General features: G+C 53.5%; 14 protein-coding genes and 3 pseudogenes. 5 read left to right on the top strand and 12 right to left on the bottom strand.

The genetic code is table 11. From position 1 onward, the window contains the following. Positions 1–17: 17 nt before the first annotated feature. Positions 18–764 carry a GntR family transcriptional regulator gene (locus F4V61_RS17305; protein ID WP_079903795.1) on the top strand — a complete coding sequence of 249 codons (747 nt, stop codon included), beginning with the start codon at positions 18–20 and terminating at the stop codon, positions 762–764. On the opposite strand, the pseudogene F4V61_RS17300 reads toward F4V61_RS17305, so the two are convergent. The 3 genes and pseudogenes from F4V61_RS17300 to F4V61_RS17290 all read right to left on the bottom strand — a co-directional run. Then, a pseudogene (locus F4V61_RS17300) lies at positions 738–907 on the bottom strand (PfkB family carbohydrate kinase); the annotation flags it as partial. The gene F4V61_RS17305 and the pseudogene F4V61_RS17300 sit on opposite strands and share 27 nt — an antisense overlap. Position 908: 1 nt before the next feature. Next, on the bottom strand, positions 909–1,025 hold the full coding sequence (locus F4V61_RS22870) for a nucleoside permease (RefSeq protein WP_161737396.1): 117 nt from the start codon (positions 1,023–1,025) through the stop codon (positions 909–911). 5 nt (positions 1,026–1,030) lie between these two features. Further along, positions 1,031–1,276, bottom strand: a pseudogene (locus F4V61_RS17290) (nucleoside permease); the annotation flags it as partial. A gap of 252 nt (positions 1,277–1,528) precedes the next feature. On the opposite strand from F4V61_RS17290, the gene fbaB reads away from it, so the two are divergent. Next, positions 1,529–2,581 (top strand): class I fructose-bisphosphate aldolase, encoded by a 1,053-nt coding sequence (gene fbaB / locus F4V61_RS17285; protein WP_000129592.1) that lies wholly within the window; start codon positions 1,529–1,531, stop codon positions 2,579–2,581. A 53-nt stretch (positions 2,582–2,634) separates the two neighbouring features. Here fbaB and yegS read toward each other — a convergent pair whose 3' ends face one another. Then, positions 2,635–3,534 carry a lipid kinase YegS gene (yegS, locus tag F4V61_RS17280; RefSeq protein ID WP_079798978.1) on the bottom strand — a complete coding sequence of 300 codons (900 nt, stop codon included), beginning with the start codon at positions 3,532–3,534 and terminating at the stop codon, positions 2,635–2,637. A 632-nt stretch (positions 3,535–4,166) separates the two neighbouring features. Here yegS and F4V61_RS17275 point away from each other — a divergent pair. Both F4V61_RS17275 and F4V61_RS17270 read left to right on the top strand, forming a co-directional pair. Further along, the gene (locus F4V61_RS17275; RefSeq protein WP_080161234.1) at positions 4,167–4,505 is read left to right on the top strand and encodes a hypothetical protein; all 339 of its coding nucleotides are present in this window, start codon (positions 4,167–4,169) and stop codon (positions 4,503–4,505) included. Between the two features lie 218 nt (positions 4,506–4,723). Then, complete coding sequence (locus tag F4V61_RS17270; protein ID WP_058819103.1) at positions 4,724–5,140, top strand: CesT family type III secretion system chaperone; 417 nt, start codon at positions 4,724–4,726, stop codon at positions 5,138–5,140. Positions 5,141–5,642: 502 nt separating this feature from the next. On the opposite strand, the gene yegQ is transcribed toward F4V61_RS17270, so the two are convergent. The 7 genes and pseudogenes from yegQ to mdtA all read right to left on the bottom strand — a co-directional run bounded on the left by yegQ (position 5,643) and on the right by mdtA (position 17,254). Beyond that, positions 5,643–7,004, bottom strand: a complete 1,362-nt coding sequence (yegQ, locus tag F4V61_RS17265) for a tRNA 5-hydroxyuridine modification protein YegQ (RefSeq protein WP_024131826.1) — start codon at positions 7,002–7,004, stop codon at positions 5,643–5,645. Positions 7,005–7,159: 155 nt separating this feature from the next. Then, positions 7,160–7,882 (bottom strand): two-component system response regulator BaeR, encoded by a 723-nt coding sequence (gene baeR, locus F4V61_RS17260; protein WP_079798980.1) that lies wholly within the window; start codon positions 7,880–7,882, stop codon positions 7,160–7,162. Further along, positions 7,879–9,282 (bottom strand): two-component system sensor histidine kinase BaeS, encoded by a 1,404-nt coding sequence (gene baeS, locus F4V61_RS17255; protein WP_000870086.1) that lies wholly within the window; start codon positions 9,280–9,282, stop codon positions 7,879–7,881. Before baeS ends, baeR begins: the two co-directional genes overlap by 4 nt. Further along, positions 9,282–9,771: pseudogene (locus F4V61_RS17250) on the bottom strand (hypothetical protein); the annotation flags it as partial. The gene baeS and the pseudogene F4V61_RS17250, both read right to left, overlap by 1 nt. Positions 9,772–9,812: 41 nt before the next feature. Then, positions 9,813–12,893: a multidrug efflux RND transporter permease subunit MdtC gene (mdtC, locus tag F4V61_RS17245; protein WP_080161235.1), complete on the bottom strand. Its 3,081-nt coding sequence runs from the start codon at positions 12,891–12,893 to the stop codon at positions 9,813–9,815. Further along, complete coding sequence (mdtB, locus tag F4V61_RS17240) at positions 12,894–16,016, bottom strand: multidrug efflux RND transporter permease subunit MdtB (RefSeq protein ID WP_079781369.1); 3,123 nt, start codon at positions 16,014–16,016, stop codon at positions 12,894–12,896. Then, entirely contained in the window at positions 16,016–17,254 is a 1,239-nt protein-coding gene (gene mdtA, locus F4V61_RS17235; protein ID WP_080161236.1) for a multidrug efflux RND transporter subunit MdtA, read from the bottom strand. The genes mdtB and mdtA overlap by 1 nt, the downstream gene beginning before the upstream one ends. Positions 17,255–17,537: 283 nt before the next feature. On the opposite strand from mdtA, the gene F4V61_RS17230 reads away from it, so the two are divergent. Beyond that, a complete protein-coding gene (locus F4V61_RS17230) occupies positions 17,538–17,597 on the top strand; it encodes a type I toxin-antitoxin system Ibs family toxin (RefSeq protein ID WP_114064816.1) in 60 nt (19 codons plus the stop codon). 97 nt (positions 17,598–17,694) lie between these two features. Here the strand turns inward: F4V61_RS17230 and yegD are convergent, their stop codons facing one another. After that, entirely contained in the window at positions 17,695–19,047 is a 1,353-nt protein-coding gene (gene yegD, locus F4V61_RS17225; RefSeq protein WP_058345126.1) for a molecular chaperone, read from the bottom strand. Positions 19,048–19,076 lie beyond the last annotated feature (29 nt).

Below are 19,076 nucleotides of genomic sequence, written 5' to 3'. Positions count from 1 at the left end.
TCGTCAGGAAAAGATAAATGGAACAAGCGCATACCCAGCTCATCGCGCAACTGAATGAACGAATTTCAGCGGCGGACAATACGCCGCTATACATGAAATTCGCCCAGACGGTAAAGGATGCCGTGCGCAGCGGTATTCTTGAGCATGGTAATATTTTACCTGGCGAACGCGATCTCAGCCAGCTTACTGGTGTCTCGCGCATCACGGTACGCAAAGCGATGCAGGCGCTGGAAGAAGAGGGGGTGGTTACTCGCGCCCGCGGCTACGGTACGCAAGTCAATAATATCTTTGAATATTCCCTGAAAGAGGCGCGGGGATTTTCCCGGCAGGTTGTCTTGCGCGGCAAAAAACCGGATACGCTATGGGTTAACAAACGCGTGGTAAGCTGTCCGGATGAGGTCGCGCAGCATCTGGCGATTTCCGCAGGCAGCGACGTTTTTTTACTCAAACGTATTCGTTACGTTGATGAGGATGCAGTGTCTATTGAAGAGTCCTGGGCTCCCGCGCATCTGATTCATGATGTCGACGCGATTGGCATTTCTTTGTATGACTATTTCCGTAGCCGGCACATTTACCCTCAGCGTACCCGATCTCGCGTCAGCGCCCGGATGCCGGATGATGAGTTTCAGTCGCATATTCAAATGGACGGCAAAGTGCCGGTGCTGGTGATTAAGCAGGTGGCGCTCGATCAGCAGCACCGGCCCATTGAATACCGCATTAGTTATTGTCGCAGCGACCTATACGTTTTTGTGTGCGAGGAGTAGCGCTTCGCGCGTGGGCGCGCAGTCGCCGCCGCGATGCCCTACCACCCAGCCACCGCATTACCCAGCAGTACGGCATCTGCGAGCGACCAGCCTGACGCCAGTCCTGCCAGCACACCGCCAGCATGGTTGTCGCCCGCGCCGATCTTACGCCGTGCAGCAAAATACCGAGGAACGGCAGGGCGTAAGTGAAATACGTCTCTGCGCCCCATAGACAAAAAAGCCGTAACGGATCGCGGCGGTAATAAGACCAACTAATAACATCTTTTTAATACCAAAGCGTTGAGTAAAAAAGGCAGCGCCAGCACTTTTTGCGCCGAGAAAAAACGATCGGTAACGGAGCCGACCCGAATCGGCGACAGGATCGCCGCAATGAAGGTACAGGCATAAGACCAGCGTATTTCACTGGCGGAAAATCCGCTTTTATTTAGCCATAGCCACAGGGGGACGAACTATGCACCCCAGATAAACCACGCCACGAACAACATGAACGACAGTTTAAAGGTCGTTTTCATTTTTGAATTCTTCATGACAGGTAAGATACGTCACGACAATACCATTTAATAATACCTTTTAAATACCATTGAGCGTTAATTTTGACCGATCTAACACTTTTTCGTACGTGAATCGAGCCAGCAGATAGCGCTGAAAAATGCGCTAAAGTTGGCAAAAATGGTCGGTCAGTACCAGGCTTATTGCGACCCGCAATCTGCGGGGCAGGACTATTCACCTTCCGATACCCTATCGGAACTTACGGGAGCATAGCTATGACTGATATTGCTCAGTTGCTTGGCAAAGACGCCGACAGCCTTTTACAGCATCGTTGTATGACCATTCCTTCCGATCAGCTTTATCTTCCCGGCAAGGATTACGTTGACCGGGTGATGATTGACAATAATCGTCCACCTGCCGTTCTGCGTAATATGCAGACGCTCTATAATACTGGACGCCTGTCGGGAACAGGATACCTTTCGATACTGCCCGTCGATCAGGGGGTGGAGCACTCCGCCGGCGCCTCTTTTGCGGCCAACCCGCGCTACTTTGACCCAAAAAACATTGTTGAATTGGCTATTGAGGCCGGCTGTAACTGCGTGGCCTCTACCTACGGCGTACTGGCCTCGGTTTCACGGCGCTATGCGCACCGTATTCCGTTTTTGGTCAAACTGAATCACAACGAAACATTGAGCTATCCGACAGAGTACGATCAGACCCTGTACGCCAGCGTTGAGCAGGCGTTCAATATGGGGGCTGTGGCGGTAGGCGCGACGATCTATTTTGGTTCGGAGCAGTCTCGTCGCCAGATTGAAGAGATCTCCGCCGCTTTTGAGCGTGCGCATGAGCTGGGCATGGTGACCGTATTGTGGGCTTACCTGCGTAACTCTTCCTTTAAAAAAGACGGCGTAGATTATCATGTATCTGCTGACCTGACGGGTCAGGCCAACCATCTGGCCGCCACGATTGGCGCGGATATTGTGAAACAGAAAATGGCTGAGAATAACGGCGGTTATAAAGCGGTCAACTTCGGCTATACCGACGATCGCGTATATAGCAAACTGACCAGCGATAACCCGATTGATTTGGTACGTTACCAGTTGGCGAACTGCTATATGGGACGCGCCGGGCTTATCAACTCCGGCGGCGCGGACGGCGGCGACACTGATCTCGGCGACGCGGTTCGTACCGCTGTTATCAATAAACGTGCCGGGGGGATGGGGCTAATTCTGGGACGTAAAGCCTTTAAGAAATCGATGGTGGATGGCGTGAGGCTGATTAATGCCGTGCAGGATGTCTATCTGGATAGCAATGTCACCATCGCCTGAGTCCTGGTGGAGAAAGGCCGGATGCGGGCGCATCCGGTCAGCGATACGTATTATTAACGCAGTAGCGGGCAGTCCGGCGGCAGCCGACAGCGTAATGCGCCAGGCAGTACCTCAATATGAAACTCTTGTCCACTGAGCGGTTCTCCATCCAGATTAAACGTGATTTCATGTGGCGCATGGATATCAAACCACGCTGAGGCGCCGTCAATAATATTCTGATTGTCGTCTGACTGCGTCAGCGTGGAAAACAGCGCCGGCAGCAGCTCTTCGCCAGTAAAAATCCGTAGTTGTAACAGCCCGTCGTTAATCAGCGCGGTGGGGCATAATTGCTGTCCACCGCCTGCCTGACGTCCATTGCCGATGCCGATCACCAACGCATTCCCTTGCCAGTGAAAGTTTTCACCTCGAATTTCGCAGCGGTCAGGTTTCAAGGTATCCATTCTCATCAGACCGTGGATAAGATAGGAGACACCGCCCAGCGCGGCTTTGAGTTTTTCCGGTGTTTCGGTAGTAATGCGGGTGCCAAAACCGCCTGTCGCCATATTGATAAAAGAGGTTTTATCGTTGACCCTGGCCATATCAATTTCCATCGCATTTCCGGCAATCGCCAGTTTCAGCGCTTTGTCCAGCGCCTCAGGAATGCCGGCGCTGGTGGCAAAATCATTGGCGGTGCCTAGCGGCAAAAGGCCCAGTGCGGGGACCACGCCGTCGCGGATCTGGATTAGCGCGGTAGACACTTCATTAATGGTGCCGTCGCCGCCGCCGGCAATCACCGTATCAACGCCCAGCCTACGGGCTTCATCAACGTAACGTTGCGCGTCGCCTTTTTCCCAGGTTACCCGAACGTGAATCTGTATGCCTTCGTCGCGAAGCAGAGTTATGGCCTCACGTAGCGGCTGATTATCAGCGCTTTTGCCATTGAGGATCAGTAAGCTGTCGGGGAAGTTAGCCATCCGTTATGCCTTAATATGTTGAACAACCACCTCCAGAAAGTGTATAGCAGAAATGAAAAAGCGAGGTCAGAACAGGATGAAAATTGAAATGTTGCGCACGTATTGCCTTGCCGTTTTTTCCTGGTATACGTAGCGGTAAGCGAAACATGGCTTAAGGCGAACGGTGCCAAGAAAGATACGAACTCAATTGTATACGGCGCAGTATGCGCGTTGAGTATCGCTTGTGGTACTGAGAGAAAACCGCCCGGGGCAGATGATAATCAGACAGATATATCTCCTGTGATTAACGAAACGGTGGATTAACCAGATGACTGTACATTAGTGTTGAGTATTAATATTTAAATATAGCAATATCGGATAAAAACCTGATATTTATTATCAAAGGTGTTTTTATATAGCATAACATCGAAATATTATTTAGAATATTTAGCAGAAATAAAGCGCGCTATTAGAAACGCACTATACTATCTCTATGAAACAAAACGTATATAGATGATGGCTTAGAGAGATGTCTTATAGCCGCTACTTTACCTAAAAAGGGGCAGGAAACTTCACTTTTCTCATAAACACAATTGAAATAATACGGCCATGTGAGTATTTTCTACTTAGAGAGAGAATGAAAGGGGAATTATATGAATGTTAATACAGACGTTAATGGGCAAACGCCATTGCTACCTCCTGGACGGCGTGATCGTGATGAAGAAAAACCAGTAGCTGAAATTGTTGAGTTTAACGCTTACGGCAATAAACCCAGGTGCTTAATGTGTCTGGGAACCTCTGCATCGGTTACAGGTGTTTTAGGTGGGGTATGCTCGGCAGCCGTCGCCAGTGTAAGCAGTGGTGCTGCATATAATACCGCCTTGACGGTTTTAGGCGCATCGATTGGCGTGGCTAGTATTGGTATGATGGGAATATGCACCGGATTATACCTTGGCGCAAATGCCATTAGAAGATATCCAGCTTATCCATAAATTTATAAACGCGGTAAGCCATTGTGGTTCTTATGCAGATAGTGGTTTATGTTAGCTTGACTAATATTCTATATCACCTTTTTGATATAATCACACAGGGTTGTCACTATTTAACATTAATAGAGAAAAAACTCATTCAGGAGATGAGTCTATGCTTTTAAGTGCTCAGATTAGAGCCTTGTATCTTATATGGGAAATTTTTGTAATATGGGGTTGTTATGTATTCAAGAGCCGATAGTTTATTAAAGGAATTTTCAATAAAATTAAATCTGGATTCCATTGCTTTTGATGAAAACAGATTATGCTCATTTCTTATAGATAAGCGTTACCATATCTTAATGTCAAGCACTAACGGTGAGTATATAATGATATACGGTTTTTGCGGAAGGCTTCCGGATAATAATAACCTTGCATTTGAGTTCCTCAATGCTAATTTGTGGTTTGCAGAGAATAATGGGCCACATTTGTGTTATGATAATAATTCACAATCGTTATTATTAGCTCTCAACTTCTCACTCGATGAAAGCACTGTAGAAAAACTTGAACGTGAAATTGAGGTAGTCATTAGGTCAATGGAAAATCTGTATCACATTTTACAGGATAAAGGCATAACCCTGGATGCTAACTATACGTGACGATGATAATTATAAGTAAAACACGATCATAACGGTTTCCTGCAGGAGCTGGCAGTTAAACAGTTGGTTCTCATACTCCCTCATTCTGTTAATTTTCGTTGGTAGCCTGTTTCAGAATGGTTTTCACACGTCGTGCCCCATTACTGTGTCATTTCCTGGTCGCTTCAGAACGTTATGCCCTGAGTCTGACTGGATGTGGGGGGATTTTTACTTGCTGGCTGGCAATTACCATGGATGTCACTATAAACCTAAGCTATCATTTGCGCTTTTGTTAATGTGATCAATGTTTGGATGTAGCGAGAAGTACAGCTTTTTTCATTGAATTACGCGTAAAAAATAAGCCTGCGTAAGGGAGATTACGCAGGCCAATGAGGTGGTTCCTGGTACAGCTAGCATTTATGGATTATGTTTTTCAGCGCCTTGAATAGTACCCGCATTGAGCGAAGCGGTATGTGATCAATTTCTAAGAATCTTCCCGCCATAAAAAAATAACCGCAATTAACTACTTGGCATGGGGGTTACGCGTTGATTCGCCTGAGAAATTACGCATCAAAAGCGCGTAGCCCAGCGTAACGTCCTGCGGGACGGGCATCCACACGGTATAGCCATCGCCAGGCGCGACCGGCATAGCTTCGCCTTTGGCGTTCTCCATCTGTTCCAGGGTGAAATTGATATTTCCTTGCGGCGTCATCAGCTCCAGACTATCCCCAACTGAGAATTTGTTCTTTACCGCCACGGCTGCCAGCTGGCCTTTTCGCTCGCCAGTGAACTCGCCGACAAATTGCTGGCGTTCAGAAACGGAGTACCCGTATTCGTAGTTCTGGTAATCGTCGTGCGTATGGCGACGCAGGAAACCTTCGGTATAGCCGCGATGGGCCAGACCTTCCAGCGTTTCCAGCAAAGTGGGGTCGAAGGGTTTACCCGCAGCGGCGTCGTCGATGGCTTTACGGTAGACCTGCGCGGTACGGGCGCAGTAATAAAAGGATTTGGTGCGACCTTCGATTTTCAGCGAGTGGACGCCCATTTTTGTCAGGCGTTCAACATGGGCGATAGCGCGTAAGTCTTTTGAGTTCATGATATAGGTGCCATGCTCGTCTTCAAACGCAGTCATGTACTCGCCCGGTCTTTGGGCTTCTTCTATCATAAATACTTTATCCGTCGGAGCGCCGATACCGAGTGTTGGCTCAACGTTCTGTACCGGAATCGGTTCGTGCTTATGTACGATGTTGCCGACAACGTCTTCTTTTCCTTCCTGCACGTTATATTCCCAACGGCAGGCATTGGTGCAGGTGCCTTGGTTAGGATCGCGTTTGTTGATGTAGCCGGAAAGCAGGCAGCGACCGGAGTAGGCCATGCATAGCGCGCCGTGGACGAAAATTTCTATTTCCATATCAGGCACCTGCTGGCGAATCTCCTCAATCTCTTCCAGCGACAGCTCGCGGGAAAGAATCACACGGGTCAGCCCCATCTGCTGCCAGAATTTTACCGTCGCCCAGTTTACGGCGTTAGCCTGTACCGACAGGTGAATCGGCATTGTCGGGAAATGCTCGCGTACCAGCATAATCAACCCAGGATCGGACATGATCAGCGCATCCGGGCCCATCTCGACGACGGGTTTCAGATCACGGATAAAGGTTTTGAGCTTGGCATTATGCGGAGCAATGTTCACCACCACGTAGAATTTTTTCCCGAGCGCGTGGGCTTCGTTGATGCCAAGCTGCAAATTTTCGTGGTTGAATTCGTTATTACGCACGCGCAACGAGTAGCGCGGTTGGCCCGCATAGACGGCATCGGCGCCGTAGGCAAAAGCGTAACGCATGTTTTTCAGCGTTCCCGCCGGCGAAAGGAGTTCTGGTTTAAACATCATTTTCTCGTTCTGATGACAGGTCAGAACCGCCTCACCTGATGAGGCGGCTGGAGCTGGAGGAGAGTCCTCACTTTAAGGGCAGGCATTGTAGCGCTGTGGCGCGGGGAGGTAAAGGATAACGCCGGAGGGCGGGCCTGATAAGCGAAACGTCATCAGATAATTCTGCACGCATCCGCTTCCCAGCGATACCCCACCCCGTAGACTGCGCGTATAAATGACTGTTCGGCATCCAGCGATTCCAGTTTACGGCGCAGGTTCTTAATGTGGCTGTCGATAGTGCGATCGGTCACCACACGGTAATCATCGTAGAGGTGGTTCAACAATTGCTCGCGGGAAAAAACTTTACCCGGTTCAAGCGATAAGGTTTTTAGCAGGCGGAATTCAGCGGGCGTTAAATCCAGCGCTTTACCACACCAGGAGGCCAGGAAGCGGCTTTCATCAATCATTAACGGACTTTCGGCATCCAACTGCTGGAGTTCGCGCTGCGGTTTGCAGCGGCGCAAAATGGTTTTAACGCGGGCCACGACTTCGCGCGGGCTGTAAGGCTTACAGATATAATCATCGGCGCCGATTTCCAGCCCAAGCAACCGATCGATCTCTTCGATTTTTGCCGTGACCATCACAATGGGGATATCGGAAAAACGGCGGATCTCCCGGCATAGCGTCAGGCCATCCGTACCCGGCAGCATCAAATCCAACAGAATCAGATCCGGCGGCGTTTGACGCACATACGGCAGTACCTTGTCGCCGTGATTGATGAGCGTGGGGGTGTAACTCGCCGCGCGCAAATAGTCGATAATCAACTGTCCCAACTTGGGTTCATCTTCAACGATCAAAATGCGCGGCGTGTTTTCATCAATGGGTAATTCAGTCATACATCTCTCTGTAAATCGCGATCCAGCGGTAACTCTACTGTAATGCTAACCCCGCCAAAAGGCGAATGAGCGGCGTGAAGATGACCATTATGCGCGTGTACAATATTGACGCATATCGCCAGCCCCAGCCCTGAGCCCCCGCTGGCGCGGTTACGGGACACTTCCGTCCGGTAAAAGCGTTCAAAAAGCTTTTGTAACTGCTCATCACTGACGCCTGGCGCGGAGTCGGCAAAGGTCAGGAATAATGATTTGTCGCGTTGTTCGGCGGAGATATGCAGACCGCCGCCGCTGTCGGTGTAGCGTAGACTGTTTTCCAGCAGATTATTAAACAGTTGCATCAGGCGATCCGGGTCGCCAAAGACAGTCATGCTATCAGGCAATGCGTAATGTAGCGTCAGCTCTCGGCTGGTAAAACGTTCGCTGAACGCGCCGCCAGCGACTTCAAGCAGGGGAACAAGGTCGACGGTGGTTTTTTGGTAAGCCAGCGCGCCTTCGTCAGACAACGAAAGCTGATGTAGATCGTCAACCAATTTCGTGAGCGTACCGACTTCCGCCTGTAGCGATATAACGGATTCAGGCGTGAACTGGCGAACGCCATCCTGAATGGCTTCCAGTTCGCCGCGCAATACGGCCAGCGGCGTGCGTAGTTCGTGGGAAATATCCGCCATAAAGTCGCGGCGCATCTGCTGGTTTTTTTCCAGCGTGCTGGCAAGCTGGTTAAAGTCCTGCGCCAGTTTTCCCAGCTCATCAGCGCTGGTTGGAGTCACGCGCGTGGTAAAATCCCCCGCCGCCAGTCTGTGCGTACCCTCGACCAACCGTTTGACGGGGGCGAGCAGGCCGCGCGCCAGCAAAAACGTCGCTAGCGCGGCCAGCAACGTTGATAACGCCACGATCATCCAACTGGCGCGCCGCTGCTGCTTATCAAAATTAATATCCGTACTGCGCGTCAGCCGCTCGACAGGGGAGGCGATAACCGCGCCGACTTCGGCGCCATTGACCAGAATGGGCCGACGAGTACCGTCATGCGGCACCGGGCTGCGTGGGCCGACCAGCACCCTGCCATTTTGATCGACCACCCAGAACTGGGTACGCCAACCGTGCGGCGGCATACCAGGGCCGGGTTTATCACGGTCGTTGTCGTGCTCAAATGAACGCAGAATCTGAAAAACGAAGCGATCGTTGTTGCGTAAAAAACGCCAGTTGCCGTGCTGCTGGTACTGCTCGCCAAGCGCATCGCCCAGCATTTGTAGTCGCTGCTCGTTGCCGTGTTTGATATAGTCAATAAATCCGCGTTCAAAACTGACGCGCACGGCCCAATGCATACTGATCAGCAACACGATGCAGGTAGCGAAAATCGCCAGAAACAGCTTGCCGGTAATACCGGGCCGCCAGACTTTCATTACAGGCTCCTTTTACGCCGTGAAATGACCATATTTTGTTGTGTATCGTTCGGCAAGCGGGCAAAAATTATCGCCGGTAGCGCGATAATAACCGCCATACATGGCCAGGTATACATAAAGACGTGATGTGTAGCGCTACTGTCTACACCAATAAAAACCAAGACCAATTTGCAAAAAAACCGGCGTGATAAACGGCTGCATACCGCTGCCGATACGCCCGGCAAAACGGTCCTGTAACCCCAGTGAAAACGTGGGCGTGCGGAACAATCGCAGGCTAAATAACGAGCCTGATTTTTTTGCATGAAAGAGATAGAGCAGAATTGCTGCCGCGCCGCCCGCAGCAAGTGCGGCTAATACCTGGGGCGAGATCCCCATGCTTTTACTGCCGTTCAGCGCCAGTACCGCCATGCCGATGGCTAACTTCGCCATAGAGGGCAGCGCAGTGTTGACGATTATGGTATCTGGCGACGGCATAAAAAAGCCGAATGCCATGCTCCAGAGTTGCCGGCGGCGGCTGTCAGGACATTCTGTCATATCTCTACTACCGGTTTGCTATTTTTACGCGAAAAACGCAGCCGCAGACGGTCGAAAAAGAGGTACACCACCGGCGTGGTATAGAGAGTCAGGAGCTGACTCATGACCAAACCGCCGACAATGGTTATCCCCAGCGGCTGCCGTAATTCCGAACCGTCTCCGCCAGATAACACCAATGGCAATGCGCCGAACATCGCCGCCAGCGTGGTCATCATTATTGGACGGAAGCGTAGCAAGCAGGCCTGGAAAATGGCTTGTTCCGGCGTCAGGCCGCCGCTTCGTTGCGCTTCAAGCGCAAAATCGACCATCATAATGGCGTTTTTTTTCACAATGCCAATTAAAAGCATGATCCCTATCAGGGCGATTAGACTGAAAGGAGCATTGAAAAGCTCCAGCGCCAGAAGCGCCCCAACGCCCGCTGATGGCAGATTAGAGAGAATGGTCAGCGGATGGACGTAGCTTTCGTACAGTATCCCCAGCACAATGTAGACGGTAGCGATCGCCGCCATGATCAGAATAAGCTGCGAATTCATGGTCTGCTGGAAGACTTGCGCCGTTCCGGCAAAACTGCCGCGTACCGTCGGGGGGACGCCAAGCTGCGTCATGGTGCGATTAATAGCTTCCGTCGCCTGTGATAACGATGTGCCGTTCGGCAGGTTAAAGGCAATAGTGGACGCCGCGGAGAGCCCCTGATGGTTCACCGACAGCGGCGCATTGGCTGGTCGCCATTGGGCGAAATAAGAGAGGGGGATCGCTTTTCCGTCGTGATTGATAACAAACATTTTCTCCAGCGCGCTGATATCCTGGGAATAGCGCGGATCGACTTCCATCACCACTTTATACTGGTTCATCGGTTGATAAATAGTGGAAATTTGCCGCTGGCCGAAGGCATTATTTAACAGACTGTTTGCGGCCTGGACATCAATGCCCAGCCGTGACATGGTGTCGCGGTCATAGATAAGATTCATCTCCGCGCCGTTATCCTGATGGTCGGAGTTAATGTCCGCCAGTTGCGGCAGGGCAGAGAGCGCTTTGCGTATTTTCGGCTCCCATTCGCGCAGCGCCGCCAGAGAGTCAGACAGCAACGTGTATTGATAACTGGCGTTAGCCTGACGCCCACCGATGCGAATATCCTGTACCGCCATCAGAAACAGTCTGGCGCCAGGTTCTTTTGTCAGTTTGACCCGCAGCCGGTCAATGATTTGCTGCGCGCTCTCTTTGCGCTCGCCGCGCGGCTTCAGCGTAATAAACATCATACCGCTATTTACACGCGATCCGCCGGTAAAACCGGTAACATTATTCACCGCCGGATCGTCGCGAATAATTTTCATAAAATCCTGCAGCTTGCCGCGCATGGCCTGGAAAGAGATACTCTGGTCGGCCTGAATACCGCCCATTAGCACGCCGGTGTCCTGCTCTGGAAAGAATGTTTTAGGGATGGCGATATAAAGCCAGATGTTCAGCGCAATGGTGCCAAGAAAAACCACGCCGACAAGGCGCGTATGGTTGAGCACCCATTTTAACGACGTGCCGTAACTCTGTTGCAAGGCCACCAGCAGGCGACCAACGCCCCGTTTACGCGGCTGGGTGCGCGGTTTGCTTGATTTAAGCATCCAGCCGCACATCATCGGCGTCAGGGTGAGCGAGACGACCAGCGAAATGCCAATCGCTACCGAGAGGGTGACGGCGAATTCACGTAATAACCGCCCCGGCAGGCCGCCCATTAATAGCAGCGGCAGAAATACCGCTACCAGCGACAGGCTCATGGAGATGACCGTAAACCCGACTTCCTGCGTGCCCTGCAATGCCGCTTGCAAAGGTTTCATTCCCGCTTCCAGATGGCGGGTGATATTTTCCAGCACCACAATCGCGTCATCAACGACAAATCCGGTCGCGATAGTCAGCGCCATCAACGACAGATTATTGAGGCTAAAACCGCACAGATACATGGCGGCGAAAGTGCTGATGAGCGAAACAGGAACGGCGACGGCGGGTATCAGCGTGGCGCGCCCGGAACGCAGGAATAAAAACACCACCAGAATCACCAGCGCGACAGAGATAGCCAGCGTTTCTTCTACCTCTTGCAGTGACGCGCGAATCGTCGGCGAACGATCCTGAGCGATTTGTAAATCGATAGCAGCGGGGATCATTGCCTGCAGTTCCGGCAGTTTTGCCCGGATGCTGTCTACCGTCTGAATAATGTTGGTCTCCGGCAGCTTACGGATCATCAATAAAATAGCGGGCTTAGCGTTTGTCATCCCGGCGTTACGGACATCCTGTACCGAGTCGGTGACGCTGGCGACGTCGTCCAGACGCACTGCCGCGCCATTTTTATAGCGAATAATCAGCGGCTGGTACTCGGCGGCGGTTTTCAGTTCATCGTTGGTCTGTATTTGCCAGCGGTGGACGTTATCTTCAATCGCGCCTTGCGGTCGACGTACGTTGGCGCTATCGATCGCTTTGCGAACCTCATCCAGCGAGACGCCCTGGTTAAACAGCGCCTGCGGGTTTAAACCTATGCGTACCGCGGGCAGGGAACTGCCGCCGACGTCAACATCGCCGACGCCGTCAATTTGCGCGATGGTTTGCGCCAGTTGGGTAGAGGCGAAATCATACAGTTCGCCCTGTGACCAACTGTCCGAGGTGAGCGTTAAAATCATAATCGGCGCGTCGGACGGGTTGGCCTTGCGATACGTCGGGCGACTGGGCATTCCGCTTGGCAACAGGTTTTGCGCGGCGTTAATGGCGGCCTGCACGTCTCGCGCCGCGCCGTTAATATCGCGATCGAAATTAAATTCGAGAATAATGCGCGTACTGCCGAGCGAGCTGCTGGAGGTCATTTCATTGACGCCTGCAATGCGCCCCAGAGAGCGTTCCAGCGGCGTTGCTACCGACGAGGCCATGGTTTCCGGCGAGGCGCCCGGCAGCGAGGCTCTAACCATAATCACCGGGAAATCGACCTGCGGCAGCGGGGCGACCGGCAGCAGCCGAAAGCCCAGAATGCCGCACAGCGTAATGGCGGCAGCAATCAAAATGGTGGCGACCGGGCGGTAGATGAAAAGGGCGAAAAAGCGCATCTACGCCTCCTCTTTATGGCGCGGAAAACGGCTTTTCACGTACAGCGACAGGCGATCGAACAGCAAATAGATTACGGGTGTAGTAAACAACGTTAATATTTGGCTAACCAGTAAGCCGCCCACCATCGCAATCCCCAACGGGCGACGTAATTCCGCGCCAACGCCGGTGCTCAACATTAATGGCAATGCGCCGAGCAATGCCGCCAGCGTGGTCATCAGAATCGGTCGAAAACGCAGCAAACAGGCCTGGAAGATAGCGTCGCGCGGATACATTCCCTGTTCGCGTTCGGCGGCGAGGGCGAAGTCAATCATCATGATGGCGTTTTTCTTTACGATGCCGATCAGCAAAATAATGCCGATAATAGCGATAATATCCAACTCGCTTCCGGCAATCATCAGCGCCAGCAGCGCGCCGACACCTGCCGTGGGCAGCGTTGAGAGAATCGTGATCGGATGGATAAAACTCTCATACAGCACGCCGAGTACGATATACATCGCCACCACGGCGGCGACAATAAGCCAGACGGTATTGCCCAGTGCCGCCTGGAAAGCGAGCGTACTGCCCTGAAACTGCGTGGTAATATCCGCTGGCAGGGCGAGCGTTCTTTCCGTATTGAGGATCGCCTGCACCGCATCGCCGAGCGAATAGCCCTCTGGCACGTTAAACGAAAATGTCGTCACCGGGAACTGATCTAAATGATTGATGGAGAGCGGAGTGAAGCGTTGCTCAATGCTGGCAATCGCGCTGAGCGGTATGGTGCCGCCGTCGTTGCCCGTCAGGCGAATGGTCTCCAGCGCCGCCAGTCCCGGCTTGTTGGCGGTATTGTGTTCCAGCACGACGCGATACTGGTTCGCCTGGGTATAAATCGTCGAAATCAAGCGTTGTCCGAAGGCGTTGTAGAGCGCGTTATCCACATCCGCCATACTGATGCCCAGACGGCTGGCGCTATCACGGTCGACATTCACCCAGGCCGCTAATCCCCGATCCTGCCAGTCGCTGCTTACCTCAGAGAGCTGCGGTAACGACTGTAAGGCGTTCAGCAGTTTTGGCGCCCAGTGGCTGAGCGCATCGAGCGTAGTGGCCCGCAGTGTAAACTGATACTGCGTGCGGCTGACCTGCGTGTCGATGGTTAAATCCTGCGTCGGCTGGAGATACAGCGCCACGCCGGGAATAGTCGCCACGGCAGTTTGCAGCCGGGAAATCACCTGTTGTACGCGGTCATCACGCTCATCCAGCGACTTGAGGTTAATTTGCAGGCGCGCGCTATTCAGCGTGGGATTAGCGCCGTCTACGCCGACAAAGGTGGTCAGGCTTTGCACCGCCGGGTCTTGTAATATCCGCTCCGCAACCTGATGCTGACGCTGGGCCATACTGGCATACGATGATGATTGCGGCGCCTGCAGCGTCCCCTGGATAATGCCGTTATCCTGTACCGGAAAGAACCCCTTCGGGATGACTATCCACAGCATAACGCTGAGCAGTAGCGTGGCGAATGCCACGCTCAATGTGAGCCACGGATGGTTGAGCACTTTCGCTAATCCGCGTCCGTAGCTGGCGATCACGCGGTCAAACAACCGTTCACAGGCGCGGGAAAAGCGATTTTGTTTACGCAAAGATTGCTGGCTGAGCATACGCGCGCACATCATGGGCGTTAGCGTCAAAGAGACGACGGCGGAGATCAAAATCGCTACCGCCAGCGTCACCGCAAATTCGCGGAACAGTCGACCAACAATATCGCCCATAAAGAGCAGCGGGATCAGCACCGCAATCAGTGAAAAGGTGAGGGAAATAATGGTAAAGCCGATTTCGCCCGCGCCTTTGAGCGCCGCCGCCAGCGGTTTTTCTCCTTTTTCGATGTAGCGCGAGATGTTCTCGATCACCACAATCGCATCGTCCACCACGAAACCCGTGGCGATAGTGAGCGCCATCAGCGTCAGGTTATTAATGGAAAAATCCAAAAACACCATCACCGCAAAGGTGCCGATAAGCGACAGCGGTACGGCGACGCCGGGAATAATTGTGGCGGGAATATTACGTAAAAACAGATAGATAATCATGACAACCAGCGCGATCGCCAGCATCAGTTCAAACTGGGTATCGCGCACGGAAGCGCGAATATTGGTGGTGCGATCGGACAGTACCGTAACCTTCACCGATTTCGGCAGGCTTTCGGTCAACTGGGGCAGCATCTGGCGAATGCTGTCCGCTGTCGCAATGATATTGGCGCCGGGCTGGCGCTGAACGTTCATCACGATAGCCGGCGCTTTATTCGCCCACGCGCCGAGCCAGCTATTTTCCGCCCCTTGTTCAACGGTGGCGACGTCGCCCAGTCGTACCGGCGCGCCGTTTTTATACGCGATGATAAGCCTGCGGTATTCGTCGGCAGACTGCATCTGATCGTTAGCGGAAAGTGTCACCGCCCGTTCAGGCCCATCCAGACTGCCTTTCGCCGAGTTGACGTTGGCGCCGGTAATGGCGGTACGGATGGTTTCGCTGGTCAGACCGAGCGCGGCGATGGCCTGAGCATTCAGTTTTACGCGTACCGCAGGGCGTTGGCCGCCGGCAAGCGTTACCAGCCCGACGCCGGAGACCTGCGAGATCTTCTGCGCCACGCGGGTTTCTACCATGCCTTCTACCTGTGTCATCGGCACTGCGTTTGAGGTTACGGCAAGCGTCATAATCGGCGGGTCCGCTGGATTGACTTTGCTGTAAATCGGCGGATTTGGCAGGTCGGAAGGCAATAAATTGGTGGCTGCGTTAATCGCCGCCTGTACTTCCTGCTCGGCGACATCCAGCGGCAGCGTCAACTGAAACTGTAGCGTCACCACCGATGCGCCGCCGGAGCTTTGCGACGACATCTGTTTTAGCCCTGACATCTGGCCGAACTGGCGCTCAAGCGGCGCGGTAACGGCGGAGGTCATCACATCCGGGCTGGCGCCAGGGTAGAGCGTAACAACCTGAATGGTGGGGTAGTCAACTTCCGGCAACGCGGCGACGGGCAGGAAGCGGTAGCCGATAATTCCGGCGAGTAACATCGCCGCCATCAGCAGCGTGGTGGCGACGGGGCGCAGAATAAACAGGCGCGACGGGCCGCCCGTGCTGCCCGGAGGTAATACCTGCATCAGGCGCGCGCTCCTTTTTGACCCTCATGGCGGTTGGGTGATTTTTCATCCGCCGCGGTGAGTTGCGGCTTAACGACTTCGACTTTTGCGCCTTCCGTCAGCCGATCGATACCATCGGTAACGACGCGATCGCCTGCGGACAATCCTGCGCTGATTACCACGTTTCGGTTATCCTGAATACCGACTTTTACCCGCTTCTTGCTGACGTTATTTTCGTCGTTCAGCACCCACACAAAGTGGCCCTCATTGCCCATCTGCACCGCCGCGGCAGGCACCACAACGGCATTTTGTTCGGTATCGACCAGCATCCGGGCGTTCACAAATTGATTAGGGAACAGCGTATCGTCCTGATTAGTAAAGCGTGCTTTAATTTTGATCGTTCCCGTCGTGGGATCAATCTGGTTGTCCAGACTGAGCAATACGCCTTCGCTCAATTTGTGCGAGTTAGTCCGATCCCAGGCTTCTACGGTCAGCGTTTTCCCCGCTTTTTGCGCCTGAACCACGGTGGCGATATCGCTTTCCGGCAGGGTAAAAATGAGATCAATCGGGTGCGTTTGTGTAATGACGACAATACCCGCAGTATCGCCGCTGGAAATCTGATTGCCGATATCTACCTGTTTCAGACCGACACGACCCGCGACCGGGGCGGTGATACGACTCCAGTCGAGCTGTAACTGAGCGCTGGCGACGTTGGCTTCATCCGCTGTAATTGTCCCCTGGAGTTCATTGACCTGCGCCTGTTGCGCATCCAGTTCCTGACGGGAAACCAGATTGCTTTTTGCCAGTTGCTGATAGCGGGCCAGATCGCGACGCGCATTCGCCAGCGTCGCGTTATCTTTTGCCAACTGTCCCTGGGCCTGCGCCAGTGCGACCTTAAACTGGCTGGGATCGATTTGCGCCAGCAGATCGCCGGCGTTGACCTGCTGGCCTTCCTGAAAGTGCAGGGCGATGAGTTGACCATCCACGCGGCTACGCACCGTAACGGTATTTGCGGCGGTCACGGTGCCCAGCCCGCTCAGATAACGCGGTACGGCCTGCGTGGTCGCCGTCGCGGCTTGTACCGGCGCCAGAGGACCGTAGCGCATCCCGCGGCGACCTGCGGCGGTATGCGGCGCTTGTGCGGCGACGCCCGGCGCGGCGGTCAGGCTTTCGCTACGGCTATGCCAGAACCAGAACGCGGCGGCGGCCACAACAACCCCAATCGCTATTGCCCAGCGGAAAGTATTACTGCCTTTCATCGTTTTAAGTTTCTCATCCTGAAACGTTTTGCGGAATGTTGCTCCCTCTATTGTAGTCAGCAGGGAAGGGAGAAAAATGGAGGAATTATGGAACACGGTCGGGATTATTCTGAATGGCGACCTCGCGTTGCGAGTCGCTACGCAGCTATCATCGGTGAAAATCGTTCACGCGGCAAAGTGCGGTTAAGTGGCGGTACGACAATGGAGGTAAGCCACCGATTTCAGCAGGACGCTGAAACAGGAAAGCCCCTCCCGAGGAAGGGGCCAAAATAAGGAAAGGGTTATGATGACGTCAGTCATCATACTGGTGATACTCTTAGTGATTAGCTTCCAGACTTACTAAGATGCCAGGGGGAGGAGAATCCTCCCTTACCCTCACTCCTGACGTTAAGCCACATTAAGAATAATGTCAATTCATCAGCGCTGAGCTTGCGAGGCGCTTAGCGGAAAACGACCTCCGCCCAGCGCGCCAGCCCTGCGGTGACGGAGCCGAAATCATCGCCGCCCGCGATGGGTATGCCCGGTAGCTGTTCAGAAAGCGCTTTTTTAATCAATGGCGAACGGGCGCTGCCGCCGGTCAGATAGATGACATCCGGTTTTTCCTGCGCGCTTTCCAGCGCCAGTTGCACCTGTTCCAGAATGCGCGCTAATGGCTGATCCAGCGCCGCTTCCAGCCCTTGCTGGCTGATAGCGACCGCCAGTTCGTCACTGATAAATGGCAGTCTCGCCGTCACATCCGCTTGTCCGGAAAGGGCGATTTTGCTCTCTTCCGCGCAGCGTACCAGGCGGTAGCTAAGCCGCTGACGCCAGACCTTGAGCAGCAACGCGACCTTGTCTGCTTCACGCGCGTTGCGAACTAACTCATTCAACAGACGACCATTCGCGCTGCTGTAAAAATCGCTTTGCGCCGGGACGTCGTTAATCGCGACGGCGTTCCACCACGGCAGCACCGGCAGGGCGATGCCTTTTTCGGTTTCGCCGCCCATGCCCAGCAAAGGCATCAGATTTTTAAAGGCCAGCGCGATATCCAGATCGTTTCCGCCCACGCGGCAACCGCTGTGTCCCAGCAGGCTGTTTTCACGATCGGCGCGCTGACGCCACTGCGGCCCCATCAGCAGCATGGAACAGTCGGTGGTGCCGCCGCCAATATCCACGACCAGCACGCGCTTCTCTTCCTGCAGCGTGGCCTCGTAGTCCAGGCCCGCCGCGACCGGTTCATACTGAAATACCACCTCCTGAAAACCGGCGCGTTTTGCCGCCCGCTCCAGAATACCTTGCGCCTGGCGGTTTGCGTCGTCGCCGCCAAGCCCCTGAAAGTTGATCGGACGACCAATTACCGCCTGGGTAATAGCCTCCGGTAATTGGCTGTGCGCCATAGTGCGGATATGTACCATCATGGCGCAGACCAAATCTTCAAACAGCGCGACCTGCTGCGGCTTCAGGCCGCTGGCGCCTAGAAAAGATTTTGGCGATTTGACGAACCAGACTTCCTGGGGATCGTCAATATAGTGCGCCAGCGACGCCAGACCAAACTGTACGCTTTGCGCGTGAACCTCAATATCTTCCTCGCGGTTGTAGCGTATTGCGCGGCGCAGCAGCGCCTGGGTTTCTTCATCCGTTGCCGGCACATCATAATGGCGGTATAGCCACTCGCTCACCGCTTCACGCGTCGGCGCGCACAGCATAGACGGCAGCAACGTGCTGTTATTTTCCATCGTAAGCAACTGTGGACGCCCGTTGCGCATAATAGCGACAGAGCAGTTTGCCGTACCGTAGTCAAATCCAATAAACACCTTAAAATCCCCATGCCAGTGAAGAAGGG

It is taken from the genome of Salmonella enterica subsp. arizonae, assembly GCF_008692845.1.
Lineage (GTDB): Bacteria > Pseudomonadota > Gammaproteobacteria > Enterobacterales > Enterobacteriaceae > Salmonella > Salmonella arizonae.
This window is presented reverse-complemented; position numbering and strand designations above follow the sequence as displayed.

Bases quoted from the DNA above. Each gene is read 5' to 3' on its own strand.
- F4V61_RS17270 (WP_058819103.1), top strand. From the start codon at position 4,724: ATGTATTCAAGAGCCGATAGTTTATTAAAGGAATTTTCAATAAAATTA.
- yegS (WP_079798978.1), bottom strand. From the start codon at position 3,534: ATGGCTAACTTCCCCGACAGCTTACTGATCCTCAATGGCAAAAGCGCT.
- F4V61_RS22870 (WP_161737396.1), bottom strand. From the start codon at position 1,025: ATGTTATTAGTTGGTCTTATTACCGCCGCGATCCGTTACGGCTTTTTT.
- F4V61_RS17275 (WP_080161234.1), top strand. From the start codon at position 4,167: ATGAATGTTAATACAGACGTTAATGGGCAAACGCCATTGCTACCTCCT.
- F4V61_RS17305 (WP_079903795.1), top strand. From the start codon at position 18: ATGGAACAAGCGCATACCCAGCTCATCGCGCAACTGAATGAACGAATT.
- mdtC (WP_080161235.1), bottom strand. From the start codon at position 12,893: ATGCGCTTTTTCGCCCTTTTCATCTACCGCCCGGTCGCCACCATTTTG.
- mdtB (WP_079781369.1), bottom strand. From the start codon at position 16,016: ATGCAGGTATTACCTCCGGGCAGCACGGGCGGCCCGTCGCGCCTGTTT.
- fbaB (WP_000129592.1), top strand. From the start codon at position 1,529: ATGACTGATATTGCTCAGTTGCTTGGCAAAGACGCCGACAGCCTTTTA.
- mdtA (WP_080161236.1), bottom strand. From the start codon at position 17,254: ATGAAAGGCAGTAATACTTTCCGCTGGGCAATAGCGATTGGGGTTGTT.
- baeS (WP_000870086.1), bottom strand. From the start codon at position 9,282: ATGAAAGTCTGGCGGCCCGGTATTACCGGCAAGCTGTTTCTGGCGATT.
- yegQ (WP_024131826.1), bottom strand. From the start codon at position 7,004: ATGTTTAAACCAGAACTCCTTTCGCCGGCGGGAACGCTGAAAAACATG.
- baeR (WP_079798980.1), bottom strand. From the start codon at position 7,882: ATGACTGAATTACCCATTGATGAAAACACGCCGCGCATTTTGATCGTT.